Annotated in this window: 14 protein-coding genes and 3 pseudogenes; 11 read left to right on the forward strand and 6 right to left on the reverse strand. The window is 60.2% G+C overall.

Annotated features, from left to right (window positions below; all coding sequences use genetic code 11):
- Positions 1-112: 112 nt before the first annotated feature.
- Positions 113-409, forward strand: a pseudogene (locus AWB67_RS30160) (tyrosine-type recombinase/integrase); the annotation flags it as partial.
- A 401-nt stretch (positions 410-810) separates the two neighbouring features.
- Here the strand turns inward: AWB67_RS30160 and AWB67_RS42215 are convergent.
- Both AWB67_RS42215 and AWB67_RS30175 read right to left on the reverse strand, forming a co-directional pair.
- A complete protein-coding gene (locus AWB67_RS42215) occupies positions 811-966 on the reverse strand; it encodes a hypothetical protein (protein ID WP_235025412.1) in 156 nt (51 codons plus the stop codon).
- 470 nt (positions 967-1,436) lie between these two features.
- On the reverse strand, positions 1,437-2,339 hold the full coding sequence (locus AWB67_RS30175) for a LysR family transcriptional regulator (protein WP_087659804.1): 903 nt from the start codon (positions 2,337-2,339) through the stop codon (positions 1,437-1,439).
- A gap of 308 nt (positions 2,340-2,647) precedes the next feature.
- On the opposite strand from AWB67_RS30175, the gene AWB67_RS30180 reads away from it, so the two are divergent.
- Complete coding sequence (locus AWB67_RS30180; protein ID WP_125477731.1) at positions 2,648-3,997, forward strand: MFS transporter; 1,350 nt, start codon at positions 2,648-2,650, stop codon at positions 3,995-3,997.
- Positions 3,998-4,413: 416 nt separating this feature from the next.
- On the opposite strand, the gene AWB67_RS30185 is transcribed toward AWB67_RS30180, so the two are convergent.
- Positions 4,414-5,541: an aminotransferase class V-fold PLP-dependent enzyme gene (locus AWB67_RS30185; protein WP_087659805.1), complete on the reverse strand. Its 1,128-nt coding sequence runs from the start codon at positions 5,539-5,541 to the stop codon at positions 4,414-4,416.
- Between the two features lie 293 nt (positions 5,542-5,834).
- Between AWB67_RS30185 and AWB67_RS30190 the strand changes: the two are divergent.
- A pseudogene (locus tag AWB67_RS30190) lies at positions 5,835-7,221 on the forward strand (ABC transporter substrate-binding protein); the annotation flags it as partial.
- Positions 7,222-7,226: 5 nt separating this feature from the next.
- Entirely contained in the window at positions 7,227-8,150 is a 924-nt protein-coding gene (locus tag AWB67_RS30195; RefSeq protein ID WP_087659815.1) for an ABC transporter permease, read from the forward strand.
- Here AWB67_RS30195 and ssuD read toward each other — a convergent pair.
- Positions 8,102-9,229, reverse strand: coding sequence for an FMNH2-dependent alkanesulfonate monooxygenase (gene ssuD / locus AWB67_RS30200; RefSeq protein WP_087659816.1), 1,128 nt, complete (start codon positions 9,227-9,229; stop codon positions 8,102-8,104). The two genes, AWB67_RS30195 and ssuD, sit on opposite strands and share 49 nt — an antisense overlap.
- Positions 9,230-9,609: 380 nt before the next feature.
- Here ssuD and AWB67_RS30205 point away from each other — a divergent pair.
- The 4 genes and pseudogenes from AWB67_RS30205 to AWB67_RS30215 all read left to right on the forward strand — a co-directional run.
- Positions 9,610-10,335: pseudogene (locus AWB67_RS30205) on the forward strand (IclR family transcriptional regulator); the annotation flags it as partial.
- Between the two features lie 544 nt (positions 10,336-10,879).
- Positions 10,880-11,002: a hypothetical protein gene (locus tag AWB67_RS43050; protein WP_268808122.1), complete on the forward strand. Its 123-nt coding sequence runs from the start codon at positions 10,880-10,882 to the stop codon at positions 11,000-11,002.
- Between the two features lie 54 nt (positions 11,003-11,056).
- Positions 11,057-11,356: a lipocalin-like domain-containing protein gene (locus AWB67_RS30210; RefSeq protein ID WP_087659807.1), complete on the forward strand. Its 300-nt coding sequence runs from the start codon at positions 11,057-11,059 to the stop codon at positions 11,354-11,356.
- Positions 11,357-11,718: 362 nt separating this feature from the next.
- Positions 11,719-12,444: a DUF3047 domain-containing protein gene (locus AWB67_RS30215; RefSeq protein ID WP_087659808.1), complete on the forward strand. Its 726-nt coding sequence runs from the start codon at positions 11,719-11,721 to the stop codon at positions 12,442-12,444.
- A gap of 201 nt (positions 12,445-12,645) precedes the next feature.
- Here the strand turns inward: AWB67_RS30215 and bfr are convergent, their stop codons facing one another.
- Positions 12,646-13,122, reverse strand: a complete 477-nt coding sequence (gene bfr, locus AWB67_RS30220; protein ID WP_087659809.1) for a bacterioferritin — start codon at positions 13,120-13,122, stop codon at positions 12,646-12,648.
- A 620-nt stretch (positions 13,123-13,742) separates the two neighbouring features.
- Here bfr and AWB67_RS30225 point away from each other — a divergent pair.
- Entirely contained in the window at positions 13,743-14,387 is a 645-nt protein-coding gene (locus tag AWB67_RS30225) for a DsbA family oxidoreductase (protein WP_087659810.1), read from the forward strand.
- Positions 14,388-14,994: 607 nt separating this feature from the next.
- Here AWB67_RS30225 and AWB67_RS30230 read toward each other — a convergent pair.
- Complete coding sequence (locus AWB67_RS30230; RefSeq protein ID WP_087659811.1) at positions 14,995-15,567, reverse strand: hypothetical protein; 573 nt, start codon at positions 15,565-15,567, stop codon at positions 14,995-14,997.
- 357 nt (positions 15,568-15,924) lie between these two features.
- Between AWB67_RS30230 and AWB67_RS30235 the strand changes: the two genes are divergently transcribed.
- Entirely contained in the window at positions 15,925-17,361 is a 1,437-nt protein-coding gene (locus AWB67_RS30235) for an MFS transporter (protein ID WP_235025413.1), read from the forward strand.
- Positions 17,358-18,245, forward strand: a complete 888-nt coding sequence (locus AWB67_RS30240) for a winged helix-turn-helix domain-containing protein (protein WP_087659813.1) — start codon at positions 17,358-17,360, stop codon at positions 18,243-18,245. Before AWB67_RS30235 ends, AWB67_RS30240 begins: the two co-directional genes overlap by 4 nt.
- Positions 18,246-18,282 lie beyond the last annotated feature (37 nt).

The raw sequence follows: 18,282 nt of genomic DNA on the forward strand, positions 1-18,282 counted from the left end.
GCGAGCGCGTCGCCATTCTCGCATCGTGGAATCAGCAACGACGATCCCGTGAAAACCCCCGCTTCTTCAGCACAGCCTTAACGCAAACGCAGCCAACGACCGAGCGCAGACATGCGCACCGCTGACGCGCGCCGGACTGCATGCGATCGTCAAGGACGTATTTGCGGAGGCGGCGGCGCGCCTTCGCGCGCGCGATGGCGCTTCGACGCGTGCAGACTTATTGGAGAAGGCGTCCGCCCACTGGCTGCGTCACAGCGCCGGTTCTCATATGGCGGATAAACAGGTTGATCTCCGGCTCGTTCGTGACAATCTGGGTCATGCCTCGCTGACCACGACGAGTCTGTATCTGCATATCGACGACGACCGTCGGCATCGGGAAACGGAAGACAAGCACCGTATCGATTGGTAGCAACGCGTTGGTTCTCGTCTTTTACTCTACGGGCCAGCTCTTCGGGATCCGCCTGACTCAATCTGCACAGCTCAATCATGGAGGCCGCAGGGGCAGCACCCCGCATCCTCGCAAATCGCCAAGGTGTCGCGTCGACCTCGTACGTGCGAGCGGCTCAGTCGAATGCGTGGTCACCCTCGATGCACTTGAAGCGTATTTTTGGCTTGAATCGGGCGCAGCCGACGCTCGCACGCTGAAATGCTTCGGCGATGGCTACAAGCGAATCGCTGCAATAGGCGCACGCAAAGCGCTCGCCCATCCATCAGCGAATGTCGAGTTGACACCGTCGGATTTGGCGCGACATCCGTGAGCGGCACAATGGTGTGCTCGAGGCGTTGCGCGATATGGATGTGCGGCACCTTTTAGGCCGGGTTTCCGTTCCGACTCTGGTGCTCCATCGTGTCGACGACCGCGCCGTTCGCATCGGCGCCGGCCGACATCTCACCAGCCACATCGCGCACGCGCGATTTGTCGAGCTCGACGGCGCCGATCATTGGGTCTTCGCGGGCGATCAGCAACCCCTCCTCGCCAGTATCAAGCAATTCGTCTGCAATCTCGCGGCGTGACTGCGTTCGAGAAATACACGCCAGGATTGCAACGTTTTCAGCCGCTACGTTAACTCATGTATTTGGCGGTTCGGCAGCAGGCGCGAATAGCTGGGCTTGGTCGTACCGCTGCGCGTGGGTGACCGGCGATTCACGTTAAGGGCTATTCGAACGCCTGCCCTCATTCATATTGCTGTGAACGTCCAGCGCCGCCTGCGGGCAGGCGTCGAATAACCTTAACGCTATCCAGAGGTTCACATGGCGATCCAAAGCTGCCCCTTCACCGAGTTGCGCAGTTCACCCAAGTGCTTTCGGTGAACATTGGGAAGCACGTCTCTCGGCCCAACAGCGGCCGTTGGCTTTTCTTTCACACTGACATCGGGATAACTGCTCCGCCACAGAGACCGCACCTTCATGCGCCGACGGCTCTGAGGGCTTTCTCATCAGTTCGCTTCGATTAAAAAGTCCAGGAACGTGCGCACCTTTGCCGAAAGATTTCGGTTGCCGGGATAAACCGCCGAGATCACCTGAGGCGCCGGACGGAAGTCGGCCAACACCTCGACCAGCCGACCGCTGCGGAGATCGTCGTCGACAGTGAAGTCAAGCAATTGCGCAATTCCGGCGTCGCTGAGTGCGGCGGCCAAGGTGCCCAGAGGGTGATCGAACGTCATGTTCGGGCGAATCGCTACGTCGTTGTTGGCCTTTCCCTCCACCGAAAAAGTCCAAGGCAAGATCCGGCCGCTGTCGGGCAGACGCAATCCAAGGCAGCCATGCTGGTACAAATCGTCTGGGCTGCGGGGGGCGGCACGTCGGCGCAGGTAGGCGGGCGATGCAACCAATCGAAGCTGCGCGTCATGCAGGCGGCGCACGACGAGGCGGGAATCTGCTATCTGCCCTAAACGGATCGCCATATCGCAATCCTGCTTCACGAAATCGGCCAGCGCATTGCTTAGGGAAACTTCAACCTTGACGTGCCCCATGTAGCGCTCGACGTACCGTGGGATCAGGGGGATCACGCGCTTGATTCCGTAGCTGTAGGGCAGGCTGATGCGCAGCACCCCGCGAGGCATGCGATGACCGGTAAGCGCCTCTTCCATCTCCTGAATATTTCCGAGCGCCTGATGGCAGACCTTGTAGTAAGCGAGACCATCGTCCGTCAGGCGGATGGCGCGGGTCGTGCGTTCGAACAGCTTAAGGCCCAACCGGTTCTCCAGGCGCTGCACCGCCTTACTAATGGCGGACGGCGTCGTACCCAGCGATGTTGCCGCCGCAGTGAAGCTCTGCGCCTTCGCTGCGACACAGAACAATTCCACCGTACCCAGCCTGCTCGGGCCCGAATCTTTCATGCCGTTTGTCCGCGTTGGGATTTGCCGCTGCGTTGGTTCTTTGCCGGACGGATTATTTGTGCCCCGCAGGCACAAATTAAATGCCAACTGATGGCTTCTTGCAAGTGGCGTCTACCCGTAGAGTGCGCGTTGTGGGCGTGGTCTTCACTCTGCTGGGGCAGGCATGGACAAACGCCAGTCTCTTTCGGCGTCGCCAGATCGGTACGTCGGCGTTCCGACTATACGAAGTCGAGTCAGTGGAGTGAACCGGGGCAAAGGTGCAACGTGGCACTCCGTCCAGATTCCAAAATTCCTTAAAGGAGACATCTGTGACTCTCAAACCGCAACCGCCCATCGACATCTCGGCGGTGGTTGACGCAAGCCGCGTCAGCCCCTTCCAAATCTGGATCCTCGTGCTGATTGGCTTGACAGTCGTCATCGACGGGTTCGACGTGCAATCGATGGGCTTCGTCGCGCCCGCCATCATCCAGACCTGGGGCGTGGACAAGTCCGCGCTGGGTCCGGTATTCGGAGCGGGCCTGCTGGGCATGCTTGTGGGCTCGCTAGCCTTCAGTGTCGTCGCAGACAAGGTCGGACGCCGGCCGGTGTTGATCTGGGCCACGCTTGCGTTCGCCCTATGCATGCTCGCCACCTCACAAGCAACCAACATTACCCAGTTGTTGTGCCTGCGGTTCGTTACAGGCCTGGGCTTAGGCGCCATCATGCCCAATGCAATGGCGCTGGCGGGCGAGTTCAGCCCCAAGCGCCGCCGCGTGACGCTCATGATGCTGGTGTCCTGCGGCTTCACTGTCGGCGCAGTCCTCGGCGGCCTGATCTCGGCAGCACTGATTCCAGCCATGGGCTGGCAGTCCGTTTTCATCGTGGGTGGCGTTGTGCCGTTGGCGCTCGCGATCCTGATGGTCTTCAAGATGCCTGAATCAATGTTGTTCTCGGTGGTGCGCGGAGTAGGCGTCGATCGGGTCGCCGCGAGCCTGCATCGGATCGCCCCCTCTCTCCAGATCACGCCAGAAACGCGCTTTGTCATGCCCGCCACATGTCAGGGTAGTGCGCCGGTGCTGGAGTTGTTCCGCGGCGGCCGCGCGAAGACGACCGTGCTGCTGTGGGCAGTCAACTTCATGAACTTGCTCAATCTGTACTTTCTCTCCAACTGGCTACCTACCATCGTCAAGAGCGCGGGACTTCCGACATCGACGGCTGTGCTGGTCGGCACGACGCTACAGCTAGGCGGCGTGGCCGGAACGCTGGCAATGGGGCCGGTGATCGATCGCATCGGCTTCTTCAAGGTACTTGTACCGGCCTTCCTGCTGGCGGCGCTCGCAATTGCTGCTATCGGTCAGCCAGGGCTTCCGCTCGCGTTCCTGTTCATCGTCGTCGGCATCGCCGGGTTGTGCATCATCGGCGGTCAGCCCGCGGTGAATGCCCTGGCGGCCACCTACTATCCGACCGCGCTCCGCTCCACTGGCGTGGGCTGGAGCCTGGGTGTCGGACGAGTCGGCTCCATCGTCGGACCGGTGATCGGGGGCGAACTGATTCGGCTGAACTGGTCAAATGCCGACCTCTTCTTTGCCGTAGGAGTACCGGCCGCGGTTTCTGCGCTGCTGCTGTTGCTGGTCGCATGGCGTCCCCGCACGGCAACGAGCGTCAGCGTGGCGCCTTGATCAACTTGCATGCGGGAGATGCTCAGGCGTCTTACGCTTGGCGCCCGTCCAGCCTCGTCAGCGAGCGATGCCGTGCCAATCTGACTTGCACCCGACTGTCGTCCATCGCGTCGGCGCCGGATGAGCGCCGAGGAAATTGACCGCTTCACCCTGGAACTGACATTGAAGGGTTACAGGATCTGATGACCAAATTGGGTCGTCCAGGACGCATTCAGTTTCCTCGACAGCGGCCATTCATCAACAACTTCAAGCTGCCGCTGATTGACGGCGATGGAGCTTTGACCAGCCTCTGTTACCGAGTTGGGCTAACGGCAGCCACGGCCGGATCGTGCGCGCAGCTTGTTTGCCAGCTCCGGAGTCTTCCCGCCGATCGATTGCGAAGCCGAGCCATGCGCACAAACTTCTGGAAACGCACCCTAAAGAATACTGTCCAACGCCTTGGCGAGCCTGGCGACCGCGCCCTCGACGTCATGCAGTTTGTCCAGGCCGAATAATCCGATGCGGAACGTCTTGAAATCCTCAGGCTCGTCGCATTGAAGGGGAACGCCGGGCGCGATCTGCAAGCCGGCGTCGGCGAATTTCTTCCCGGAGCGTATGCCGTCGTCGTCCGTGTAGCTGACCACGACGCCCGGAGCCTGAAAGCCTTCTGCCGCCACACTTTTGAAACCTGCGCCAATCAAGAGTAAGCGGATGCGCTTGCCGAGTTCAAGCTGCTCCGCTCTCACTTTGTCGAAGCCGTATGCCTCGGTTTCCTTCATGACGTCGCGCAGCGTCGCGAGACTGTCCGTGGGCATCGTGGCGTGGTACGTGAACCCGCCGTTCTCGTAGGCTTCCATGACCTGTAGCCATTTGCGAAGATCGCAAGCGAAACTGGTGCTGGTTGTTGAGTCGATTCTTTCGCGGGCGAGAGGGCTCAGCATGACCAGTGCGCAGCAGGGTGACGCGCTCCATCCCTTTTGCGGTGCGCTGATCAGGACATCGATGCCACTGGCCTGCATATCCACCCAAATCGTGCCGGAAGCGATGCAATCCAGTACAAACATGCCACCGACGGCATGAACGGCGTCCGACACCGCGCGCAAATAGGCGTCAGGCAGCATCATTCCGGATGCGGTTTCGACATGTGGTGCAAAGACCAGATCCGGCTTGTTTTCCTTGATCGCAGCGACCACTTCTTCGATCGGAGCCGGTGCATAGGCGGCCTGCCTTCCTTCTTCGACCGGACGCGCCTTCAACACGATAGATTCAGACGGAATGCCGCCCATGTCGAAAATCTGCGACCAGCGGAAACTGAACCATCCATTGCGGATGACCAGACACTTCCTGTTCGTTGCGAACTGCCGGGCAACGGCTTCCATGCCAAAAGTCCCACTGCCCGGGACGACAACGGCCGACTTCGCGTTGTAGACTTTTTTCAGCGCGGCGAAAATATCGCACACGACTCCCTGAAAGAGCCGCGACATATGATTGATTGATCGGTCGGTGTAAACGACTGAATATTCGAGGAGCCCCTCGCGGTCGACATTAGGAAGTAATCCTGGCACGTTCGCCTCCGGTAATAGACGAATAAACAAATCGAAAGCAGATTCTAACGAAAGCCGAGTGCAACGGCATCAGCGAGACTCCTCTGTTACCCATCCAGCAAGTTTCGGCATGCACCAGCCGTCGAGTCACGCCGGTTGGGAATGCTCCAGTGGCAACGATAGTTACGATTGTGAACCTTCAACCTGCGAAGCCGTCAGTCGGATGACTGGAGTGCATCGCGGGTCAGCCGCCCGTACATCTCAAACCGGGCGATTTTGTGTTGCTGCCGCACGGCGATGAACACATCATGGTATCGTCGCCCGTCACGCTAACCGGCGCGAAACAGGGCGGCACGCTCACCGCTGTCATCCACCCTGAACCGCCGACGCTCGCGTTCTTCGTCAACTCGGCGACCATGATCGGCGCGGTGGCGAGCAAGATTTTCGATGGCCTGGTCGAATACGGTCCCGACCTGAAGCCGCGTCCGCAACTGGCCGAAAGCTGGACCGTCTCGCCGGACAGCCTCACCTGGACCTTCAGGCTGCGCCAGAACGCGACGTGGCACGACGGCAAGCCCTTCACTTCCGCCGACGTCAAGTTTTCCGCCGAGGAGGTCTGGCTGAAGATCAGCCCGGCCGCGCGGCGCGTGCTGCAATACCTTACGAAAATCGATACGCCGGATGCGCATACGGTCGTGCTGCAACTGTCCAAATCGACGCCCGCGACCTTCGGCATTCTCGATTCGCTCGGCACGCCGATCCTGCCGAAGCATCTCTACGAGAACACGGACATCCGCAACAATCCTTATATCAACAAGCCTGTCGGCACCGGTCCGTCGGCGTAATACGGCGAGCGCAACCCCGTGACGTTCGCGGATGCCGACCGTCTCGCCAGGCTGCCGAACCTCGTCGTGTCGCGCGAAGGATATAACGGCTACGCGGCGTGGTTCTGGCTCGAACCGAACCTGCGCGATCCGATTCTTGCCAAGCTCGAAGTGCGCCAGGCGATCGCGCACGCAATCAATCGCGAGGTGCTCGTCGCGACGGTCTGGGGCGGCTATGCGGTGCCGGCGACCGGCCCGGAATCGTCGCTCGTGAAAGCGTTCTACACACCGGACACGCAGCAATCCGTACGACCCGAAACGCGCCGAAGCGCTGCTTGACAAGGCAGGCTTCCCGAAGCAGGCGGACGGCTGGCGCTTCAAGCTCAATCACGATTTCATCCCTTACGGCGACGACTATCGCCGCACCGGCGAGTTCGTGCGGCAGGCGCTGCGCCGCGTGGGCATCGACGTGACCTTGCGCGGGCAGGATCTGCCGACGTGGCTCAAGAACGTCTTCACCGACTACAACTTCCAGCTCATCAGCAGTTGGGGAACCGATGGTCTCGATCCGCAGATTGGCATCGAGCAGCACTACTGGTCCAAGTCGGAATCGAAAGGGACGCCCTGGTTCAACGCCTCAGGCTATGCGAGCCCGGAGATGGACCACGTGATCGAGGCCGCGCAGACGGAGACCGACCCGGCCAAGCGGCGCGACCTGTACTTCCAGTTGCAGAAAATCGCGCAGCGCGACCTCTCGCTCATCAACCTCTTCGAATTCCGATGGTTCGGCGTGTGGGCGAAGAACCTGCGCAACGTCACCGATACCGCCAGCCACTCGCGCGCCAATTTCGCGCGGGTCTGGTTCGACAAGGCGTGATCATCATGCAACTGACTTCAGCGCTCGCCGGACGCAGGATCGGACGCAGACTGATCCAGCTCGTGCTCGTGCTCGTGCTCGTGCTCCTCGGCACGATGGTGCTCAACTTCGTGCTGCTCAAGCTGATCCCCGGCGATCTCGTCGATGTCATTGCGAGCGAGAGCGGTAACGTCTCTCCGCAATACGTGGCGCAGTTGCGCGAGGCGTACGGGCTCGATCACTCCGTCGCGTGGCAGCTGCTGCACTACGTCGGACATGCGCTGCGGCTCGACCTGGGCTTTTCGTTTCGCTTCGGCGAACCGGTGGCCGCGCTGATCTTCGGCCGCCTGCCCGCGACGCTCGCGCTCATCGGCACGGCGCTCATCGTCTCCGTGAGTCTCGGCATGCTGCTCGGCGTGCTCGCCGCGCGCAGTCCGCACGGTGCCGTCGATACGCTCGTGTCGTCGCTTGCCACGATCGGTTACTCCGCGCCGATGTTCTGGACCGCGCTGATGCTGATCGTTATCTTCGGCGTGCATCTGGAATGGCTGCCCATCGGCGGTGTCGTCGATACCAACGTCGCGCATCATGGCGCAGCGCTTCTGCTCGACAGGCTGCGCCATCTCGTGCTCTCTGCCGCGACGCTCGTGCTGTACTACGTCGCCATCTTCGCGCGCCTCGCGCGGGCGTCGATGATCGAGACGCTGCAGGAAGACTTCATCCGCACCGCGCGCGCGAAAGGCGGACGTCCCTGGTACGTCGTGACGCATCACGCACTGCGACACGCACTGCTGCCTGTGCTCACGATGCTCGGCCTGCTTTCGATCACGCGTCGGCTGTCGGCCTCAGGCATGCACCTTGGAAAATCCGTGCCGCTCCGCCAGCTGCGCGAGGACGCGCCTCATCGCGAACCCGCTGCAGCCCGAATATCGAAAGCGCCACCCGTCTGAGCCTTCGCAGTCGTCACCGCGCCCTTGCCCGGCAAGAGCGGAAACACCAGTTCCGCGAAGCGAAACGCCTCTTCCAGATGCGGATAGCCCGACAGCACGAAACTGTCCGCGCCCGCCTGTACGTATTCCTGCAAACGCGCCGCCACGGTCTGCGGATCACCGACCAGTGCCGTTCCCGCCCCGCCCCGAACCAGCCCGACGCCCGCCCACAGGTTCGGACTGATTTCGAGGCTGTCGCGACGGCCGCCATGTAGTTCGGCCATCCGACGCTGTCCGACCGAATCCATCTTCGCGAAGTTTTGCTGCGAGCGCGCGATGTCGTCGTCCGTCAGTCTGCTGATCAGCGAGTCCGCGGCCGTCCACGCTTCCTCGTTGGTCTCACGAACGATCACGTGCAGGCGCACGCCAAAGCGCGGCTTGCGTCCTCGGCGGGCGGCACGCTCCCGCACGTCCGCGAACTTCGCGGCGACAGCCGAAGGCGGCTCCCCCCAGGTCAGATAGGTATCGACATGTTCGGCCGCGATTTCATGCGCAGCCTCCGACGAGCCACCGAAATACAACGGCGGATACGGCTTCTGCACCGGCTGATGAAAGTTTTTCGCACGCTGCACGTGGATGTGCTTGCCGTCGAAATCGATCTCTTCGCCCGTGAACAATCTTCGCCATACGGTGAGGAATTCGTCCGCATATTCGTAGCGCTGTTCATGGTCGAGGAAAACGCCGTCGGCAGCCAGCTCCGTTGCGTCGCCGCCTGGCACGACGTTGAGCAGCAGCCGGCCGCCCAGCGCCTCGTCGAGTGTGGCGGCCTGACGCGCCGAGGCAGTGACGTTGCCGAGCGACGTACGCAGCGCGACGAGCAGCTTGATGCGGCGCGTGACGGGTGCAAGACTCGCCGCGGTGACCCACGGGTCGAGGCAACTGCTACCTGTCGGGATCAGCAGGCCGTCATAGCCGAGTTCGTCAGCGGCGACCGCGATCTGCCGCATGTACGCATTTGTCGCCGCCCGGCCGAAGTCGGACACGCCGAGATAGCGCGTGTCCCCGGACGTAGGCAGAAACCAGAAGACATCGAGACTCATCATGCACTCCCAAGGCAGCACGTCATTCGTGACGAAAGGGGTTTCGAGCGAGACGCCGGGGGTGGCGCACCTGAGCGACGCGAACCGCGATGACGCCGGCCGTGTCCGCGCGGAAAAAGCAGCGAAAACCACGAAGTTAGGAGAGCCACGTGCCAAACAGAATCAACCACATCTTCTATACAAATGCGCGGTGGTGCTAACTTGCCAGAAGAGATGCGTCGGACAGTTAGTTGCGTGAAATGGATTGAATCCGTTGACCCGCGCAAGATGCGCCACTATGCATTCTCAAAAGACAAGGATCGCAAAGCAGCACTCACAAGCGTGAACTCTCTACGGGGAGTGCCGGAGACGAGAACGCCGCCCGCTGAACCGATAGCGGCGCGATCCTCAATGCCTTCGGACCCACCGACGACAGGCTGACGCTCGCAGAACTCTCGCGTCGAACCGACCTTTACAAGAGCACGGTCCTGCGTCTGCTGGGCGCACTGGAACACGGCGGATTCGTGCGCAAGCTGAACGATGGCCAATACGCGATCGGGCCTCAGCCGCTGCGTCTCGCGGCGCTCTATCAGCGGTCGTTCCAGGTGGGGCCCGTCATCGAGCCGCTGCTTCTGGAGTTGAGTCGCGAGTTAGGAGAGACCGCATCGCTATACGTGCGACAGGGCGACAAACGCCTCGTGCTCTATCGCGTGGAACCCGCGCGGGCCGTGCGGGTGTCGATTCGAATCGGCGAGGAATTTCCGGTCGATAAAGGTGCTTCGGGCAAGGTGCTGCTTGCCTTCACCGATAGTCAGGACCCGCGCTGGAAAGACGTTCGCGAACGACTATGGGCGGTTTCGCATGGCGAGCGGGATCCGGAGACGGCATCGGTGTCGGTGCCGGTGTTCGGGGCGACCGGGGAACTGGTCGGTGCGCTTACGCTATCGGGGCCGAAGGCCAGGTTCGACATGGCATCGACAATCACCGTGGCGCTCACTTCCTTGCTCAATTGCGCCAAGCGCGCGACCGTAGCGCTTGGCGGCTCGGGTGCGCGATTCGATGCAAGCATCGCGCGAACCGGAATGGAGGGCTTTCTGCCCGACGATTACAAGGCATACCAAACTTAAGTTGAATGACGCAGGGTGACCACGTGCACGCCGGCCCTATCAGGCGTACGGTGTCTTGTGCGATGGCCGATCCACCTTTAAATTCCGTCACCCGAACGTCCTGTTCGGCGTGAAGCAAATGACTGGAATGTCTGACGGCAGTCCGCGCAAACTGGGGCGGCAAAGCAGCCCTTCACCCCAACGGGACATGAAAGCCAGCCAGCACGCTGACATCGGTCACCCGCCGGACTTCGATCTTGCTGCCACACAGGAATCTTCAGAGGCTTCGAGCGGGCGTCAGGATGTTGTAACTGCGTAGCGATGAAGAGCGTATGCACGTTTTCGCCGTATAGCCGACTGCCTTCTTTCTGTGAAGCGTTAGCCGGCGATCTGTCTAGCCGCTCGAAACGGTAAGCTATCATTTGCGTTACGAACCTCTAGTATTCGTTCACGCGCTGCTGCACGGACGGGCAGGCGTACGGGGGATGCCTTTGCGTGAAATTGCGTTCGGCCAGAGCGGCGCGGTGGATGTCTCCAACGTTTTGAACGATCCAAGGAGAGCGCGATGAAACAGTATGGTCTGGTTATGAAGACCGTATTTGCCGTCTTGTGTGCAGGCGCCGCGTTGCCAGCGGATGCACAGAATCTGAAAGAGCAGGTGGTCGGCGCCTGGACTTTGACATCATGAACGGAGAAGCTCGCAAACGGCAAGACAATCGTTCCTTGGGCGTCCGGCAACCTTATGCTGGATTCGACCGGCCATATGGCGTTTTTTCTCATGGGCAAGGACCGCCCGAAGACGATTGCCAATCCAAGCGTGCCCATTGGTCCCGTCATCGCGTACTACGGAACATATACGGTCGACGAGTCCGCCAGCACGCTGACTTATAACGTCGAATCCAGCACGTCGCCGGCGTTTGATGGAGCGGTCCGCAAACAGAAGGTTGTCTTGAGCGGCAACAAGCTGACGACGACCGGGTCTCCCGTGAAGACTTCCGACGGAGAAATTGTTCCGACCAACGAATGGAAGCGAGCGAAGTAGAAAGGTATCGGATTCGATGGACGGCCGGAAGCAATGACATCCGCGAGATAACTAAGAGAAGCTTGACCGTCGTCGAGATGGCAGTGATAGTCGCTATGTTTAGTCGGTGCTCTCGCTAATGTATCGGCTAACTGGCGATGTGCTCGTCGGCGGTTGCGCGTTTTGCCGCTTTTAGGTTACGTTGGGTGTTGCGCTTCCGACTTGCGGGCGGCATTCAGATCAAGAGAAACCAATCTTTGGATGTGAATGCTTTGTCGGATTGTCACCAGCTGAGCCCGCTACAATGGGTGCGAGCCAAAAGTCGAATGCGACCAGTCATGCGTGTCCTTTCAAACCCTCGAGCAGCGAAAAGAACGGCCCGGATGGGCGGTATCGCCGTGTGCATTGCGCTTCTTTTGCCGCCGCCGGCGCTCCTTGCCCAAGACGAAAAGCCGGGCGTTGCTTTTTCCACGATCGAGCCCGGCGCTTCGCTGCCTGCGGGCTGGAAGAACCTGCCGGTCGTGCACGGCAAGTCCATCACGGCCTACACGCTTGTTCGCGACGGGCACACTACCGTGCTGCAGGCGGACGCGAACGGCTCGGCCTCTGCGATGATGCACGAGGGTAATATCGACCTATTACGTACACCCGTCGTGGCATGGCGCTGGAGAGCAGAGAAGCCGATCGAAGGCGCCGACAACCGCGTCGGATCGAAGGAGGACTCGCCAGCGCGACTCGTGTTCTTTTTTGACGGCGACAAGAGCAAACTGTCGCTTTTCGATCGGGCCAAGATGGACTTGGCGAAGCACCTGGGTGGGGAAGAGCTGCCCTATGCCATGCTGATGTACATCTGGTCGACGACTGCCGCGCCAGGCACCGTCATTGCCAACCCTCGCACAGGCCGCGTACAGATGATCGTGGTCTCGGGTCTGCCTGGCGATGCCGGTCAGTGGCAAAGTGTGCGTCGCAATGTCGTGCAGGACTATGAGCAGGTCTTTCACGAACCGCCAGGACGAATCACCGCCTACGGGCTGCTGACCGATACCGACAATACCGGTACCACGGCACGCGCCTGGTACGGAGACATCCAGTTCCTGCCCGGGCCTTGAGAATGCAACGCCGCCGAACTAACTCAGTTCGTCGGTACGACGCCCTTCCGCCGTATGACGCCAGTCCAAATTACTCTCCCTGCGCCACCGCCCGATTTTTGGCGGCGTAGGTGAGCGGGTTCAAGCGGTCATCTGGTACGTTGCGTAGAGTTCTCAGCCGGACGTTCGAACTCGCCAGCACTTTGGGGCTGCGATTGAGCCTCAATCGGGTGATCCCACGGCCGACTGCTGGTAGTTTTCTATGCCGACCTTGTCGATGAGACCAATCTGGATTTCCAGCCAGTCGATATGATCCTCGGTGTCGTCAAGGATCTCGACGAATATCTCTCTGGAAACGAAGTCGCTTACTGATTCGCAGTAGACGACCGCCTCCCTGCACTGCGCTTGGGCAGACTGTTCGAGCTTGAGGTCGCACTGAAGCACCTCGAGCGTGTGCTCGCCAATAAGCAGTTTGTCAAGGTCCTGCAAATTAGGCAAACCGTCGAGCATGAAAATGCGCTCAATCAGTTTGTCTGCATGCTTCATCTCCTCGATCGATTCGTCATATTCGTGCTTACCAAGCCCGTCGAGACCCCAGTGTTTATAGAGCCGCGCATGCAAAAAATACTGGTTGACGGCCGTCAGTTCGTTTTTCAGCTCGGCATTCAGATATTCGAGAACTTTCGGGTCAGCGTGCATATCATCCTCCTATCTTCTCGCGCGCAGTTACTGAAAGATAGACGGTTACGATAAGTGCAGCGCTAATGCGAGCGCCAATAAAAATCATTTCTTTTCTGAGACAACAGCCTTCACTTTAGAAGTCCGGCAGCGCAGCTGCCGATCTTGACCGCGCCGCAAAGCTGCACGGCTGGGACTTCCCTTGCCCACGGCGCGACCTAGAGGTCACACTGCTTCCACGAGCGGCAAGTGGTTGGGTCGGCTATTGCCGATAGCCTCCGACGGCACACGGCCATATCACTATTACCTGACATCCGACGGGCTGACGTAGCGCTCAAGGCGGTCCTTAACCCGTCACGCATGCAGGAGCGATCGAGCCTGTCATGGGTCCTCCAGAAGAATTACCTGTCCGAGATTTACGGAGTGTCGATATAGCATAAGTCGAAGCCGGAAAACTACTTCTGGGCTCCCATCTGGCGGGCGATGCCGTGCGCTAAAGCGTCGCTCGTGCACTTCGGCGCGGGAAGCAGGCGAAATTGATGGCGCCGCTGAATGGCACGCTCGTGCTCGATGGCTGAAGACTGCACGCCACCGCGAATTGAGCTAGCGTGTCGAGTTCTGTTCGACTCTCTGACAACGCCATGTCCCGACCTCTTCAAATCGACTTCGTGTCCGACATCGCCTGCCCGTGGTGCGCCGTGGGCCTGGCTTCCCTGCAACGCGCACTGGCGCGCCTCGGCGATAAGGTCGATGCGCACATTACGCTGCATCCGTTCGAGCTGAATCCGGACATGAGTCCGCAGGGCGAGCCCATCATCGACTATCTCGGCCGCAAGTATGGGCGCACCCCCGAGCAGATCAGGGACGCGCAGGCCGTGATCCGCGAGCGTGGCGCCCGTGAAGGCTTCGCTTTCGGCGAACGCAATTGGGTCTACAACACGTTCGATGCGCATCGGTTGCTGCACTGGGCGCGCATCGAAGGCAAGCAGTTGCCGCTCAAGATCGCGCTGTTGGGCGCGTATCACGGCGACGGCAAGGACCCGAGCGATCCGGGCGTCCTGATCGAAGAGGCCCGAAGTGTCGGACTCGACGGCAAGACGGCGCGCGAAGTACTGGAGAGCGGCGCATATGCCGACGAGGTTCGCGCGGAAGAACGCGAATTTCAGCAGCTCGGGATTCAGTCCGTCCCCGCGATCATCTTGGACAGGAAGTTCCTCGTGAGCGGCGGCCAACCCTCAGAGGCGTTCGAAGAAGCGATACGGAAGATCATCGGCGAGCAGGCATGAAGGAGGCGCTCGGAGACGGTGTGGATCGCGCGTCGCAGTCGATGGCTTGATTCACCGTGGTATTTGCATTGCATGCACGTTTTGACGCCCCCGCGGTTGCGCTCGATCTTGCACCCGCGAACCGCCGTGCCTCACCGGTCGGTTCATCGCCTCTCGGGCCGCAGCACGGCTGGAGGGACGAACGTCGCAACGCGCCCCATCGTCCCCTGGTACACGAGACCAGACACGGTCACAGCGCCAGGAGGATTCGGGTTTCCCTTGAGCGACGCGACAGCAACGCGACCGCCCGATAAGGGTATTCGACGCCTGCCCGCCGGCGCCGCCGCACGCTCACAGCAATGTGAATGAGGGCAGGCATCGAATAATCCTTAACGGTTGCACCCAGTGAGAAGCCGCGTTACAAAGCTGCCGCTGGATTGGGCCAATTTCTTCCAGTGGCAGCTACGGTCGACTCGGCCGAACGCGTACAGTCGGCTAGCTGGAGACGTTCGTCCAGATATTAATACAGACATTCGAACGTCCGTTCTACCCCAAGCAAGCGACCGGCGCGCGCTCATGTCCATCGACGCTCCCGAGCCGCGATGCCAGAGACTCGATTGAGCCGCGACTAACGGTAGCCGTAAATCACGACTTTTTTTCCTTCGAAGCTTTCTTGCACACCTTGCTCGCAATGCGGGGGGCACATTACTTTGCCGTCCGCGCTCGCGCCTGCTACGGTGACCGCTCTGTAGACAACGGATTCGATGAGCGTCCCGTCGGCAGCGACGACGATGTTCAGATCGGTCTCGACGCCCGCCGGGACGGCTCCGCCAGCGGTGTAGATGATTTTCATGGTGCCGGTGCAATCGGCGTTCACCGTGTAGGCACCGATCTGGCTTGGATTGAACGTAACCTGCCCGCCTTTCGGAAGTCCGGCGATCACCCCGAAGTCGGTGCGTGTGAAATGGCCGACACCGTCGAACGTCACCAGCGCGACGTCATCGAGGATCGACGGCGCCGCATACGGATGCACCTTGCCATCGGGACCTATCAAGCCAAGAATCTCTCCGTGACCGATAAACCCAAACGATCCTCTTAGCGTTTCGTTCGAGCAATGGCCGCCGCCGGCTTGCGCAGCACCACTGAGCGAGAGAAGTGCAACGGCTGTTGCCGATGCAATGCCTAATTTCCTGATCTTCATGGTCATCTCCTTGCCAGCGAATCCGACGCGTCATGTCACGGCGTGCAGGTTCTATTGTCTGGATGAATTGGGTTACGATTCGAAATGAAGTTTGAACGGCAGCAGCGAATCCTGAGTCCCGATGTTTGTGGAGGAAGTGATAAGAGGGTGAGTGGCAGTGCCCCGGTGTCTGGATGATTGGAGCAACAGCCCACGCTCGGTGTTGAAGCGTTGGTATGGTGCAACGGCGGCTAGCGACAAACAATGGAGACTCCATGAAGAAATCATCAAGGTTTCCGTTAGAGGCGCGCTGAAATGTGCCCTAGTCTTTAACCGTACGACCGTTGTCTCGCGCCGCGTCGTGGTCAGCGCGGCGCGATGAATGACAACGTGCGGAGGCCACGTGATGAACAACGAAAACCCTTCCCTCCTGCCGCGACACGCTCTCCTGCTCTTTATCGGAACAGTCACATACATCGAGGCGCCGATTCTCCACGGCCTTATCGGCTGCATCGTTCAGGAGAGGAGGCGATGACAGCTCGCCAGCGATGGACGATTGTGGTCGCGAGCACGGGCGGCGCGCTCGAAGTCTTCGATTTCGTTATCTACGGCTTCTTTGCCCGAAGCATAGGCGCCGCCTTCTTTCCAACGGGTATCGGCGCGTCCGGCGAGATGCTGTCATTCACGGTGCTTGCAATCGGTTATCTGTCGAGGCCCATCGGCGGGATCGTGTTCGGTCGTCTCGGGGACATTTATGGCCGACGGATTGCTTTCCTCTCATCCGCGATGATCGCGGCGGTAACAACTTTCCTCATTGGCATGCTTCCGTCTTACCGCGACTGGGGTATCGGGGCCTCCGCTCTTCTCGTGCTGCTGCGACTGGTCCAGGGACTATGCCTGGGTGGCGAACTTCCCGGCGCCGTTGTCTACGCAGTCGAAACGGCGCGTGCAAGGCCGGGCCTTCTCTGCGGCATCGTATTCGTCGCGGTCAATCTCGCGCTATTTGCCGCGACGTGCGTCAGTCTGGCGTTGCAGAGATCACTCACCGCGATACAGATGGACGCGTACGGTTGGCGGATCGGCTTCGTGATCGGCGGCGCGGTAGGACTTCTGAGTTTCGCGATACGCAGACGGCTTGCCGAGTCCGACGAGTACGCGCGCACGATCAACGCGCGGAATCGTGAGTCTTTGAGCGCGCTTTTCCGGTGTCATAGCGTCCGGCTTTTGTCGGGAGCCGGCGTGTGCTTTCTGGTGGGCGCATCGAGCGGGATTTTCATTGCGTACCTGCCGAGTTATCTGCAAGCGATTCATTACGACCAGGCGGAAATCACCCATGCGCAATTGCAGTATTTTCTTGCCGTCGCGCTGTGCATTCTCGTCACGTCGCATATCGGCGATCGCGTGCCCCGTCGCTATATCTTCAGATCGGGGGCGATTCTTACAGCGATGTTTACGCCCTGGTTCTTCTTCGCAGCCGCGAGACATTCCTTCAGTCTTTCTGCGCTATACGTCATGGCGGGCGTAGTTGCTTCATTTGCCAATGGCACGTTCGCCTGCGAAATCGCCAAGTCGTTTCCGCTGAATGTCCGCTTCAGTTGCGTCGCCACTGCGATGAATCTCGGGCTCGTCACGGCGCTCGGACTCACGCCTCTCGCCGCGCACGTCCTTGAACACAGCTTCCATGCCTCGCCAGCACTCGTCACCGAAGCATGCGCGGTACTCGCCTTCATCGCGTCGTTCGGATTGACGCGTGAACAGCGATACAGCAGCGAGATTGACCAAAACATGCCTTCAAAACTGAGCAAACGCCCATGAACACCCCGACTCCTACGGGCGCCGATGATATCGAACTCGACACACGACGCTACGAACTTCGTCGAGGCGGCGAACGGATCAAGCTCGAGCGTCTGCCGATGGAATTGCTGATTCTCATGGCATCGGGCAACGGGCAGCTCGTAACGCGCGCGGACATCGTGCGAGCGCTCTGGGGAGCAAGTGCGTACCGCGAGACCGACAACAGCATCAATACGGCCATTCGCAAAATCCGTATCGCGCTCGGCGAAGACCCTGATCACCCGCGCTACCTCATCACGGTCAAAGGTAAGGGTTATCGGGTCGAAGGCATCCGCACCGTGAGCGATCAGGCGCCCGTCGAAGCACGTCCCGCCGCGCCGCTTCGCGTGTTGGTGCTGCCCTTCGAAAACAACAGCGACGATCGCACGCTCGACAGCTTTTGTGCGGCGCTTGCCGATGAAACCTCCGCCAACATCGGCATGCTCGATCCACAGCGAATCCTCGTCATTGCGCGAACCACTGCCGCCCGTTATCAGCGGGCCGACAAGAGCATTGCCCGGATTGCGCATGAACTCGACGTCGACTACGTGATGGAAGGTTCACTGATGCGCGAGGGCGAAAGAGTCCGCGTTCTGGCGCAGTTGATTCGCTCCTTCGACCAGGTACAACTGTTGAGTTGCGCACACGAGCCGGTGTCCAATGGGGCGCTGGATATTCAGAAGGAAGTTGGGGCCGCGCTCGCACTGGAAGTATCGCCGGCTCTCGCCGAGCAGCAGCAACACCGTTTGTCCCGCAGGCTGCCCGTAGATCCAGCCGCACACGACGCCTATCTGCGCGGCCGCTATTACTGGACGCGCCGTGTGCACTTTCGATTACCCACAATTCTTAGCACCACCCTCTGTTAACCGAAGGACGATTCTGTTAACGTCATTGCATGCACAT

The sequence above is a fragment of the Caballeronia terrestris genome (assembly GCF_001544515.1).
GTDB classification, from domain to species: domain Bacteria; phylum Pseudomonadota; class Gammaproteobacteria; order Burkholderiales; family Burkholderiaceae; genus Caballeronia; species Caballeronia terrestris.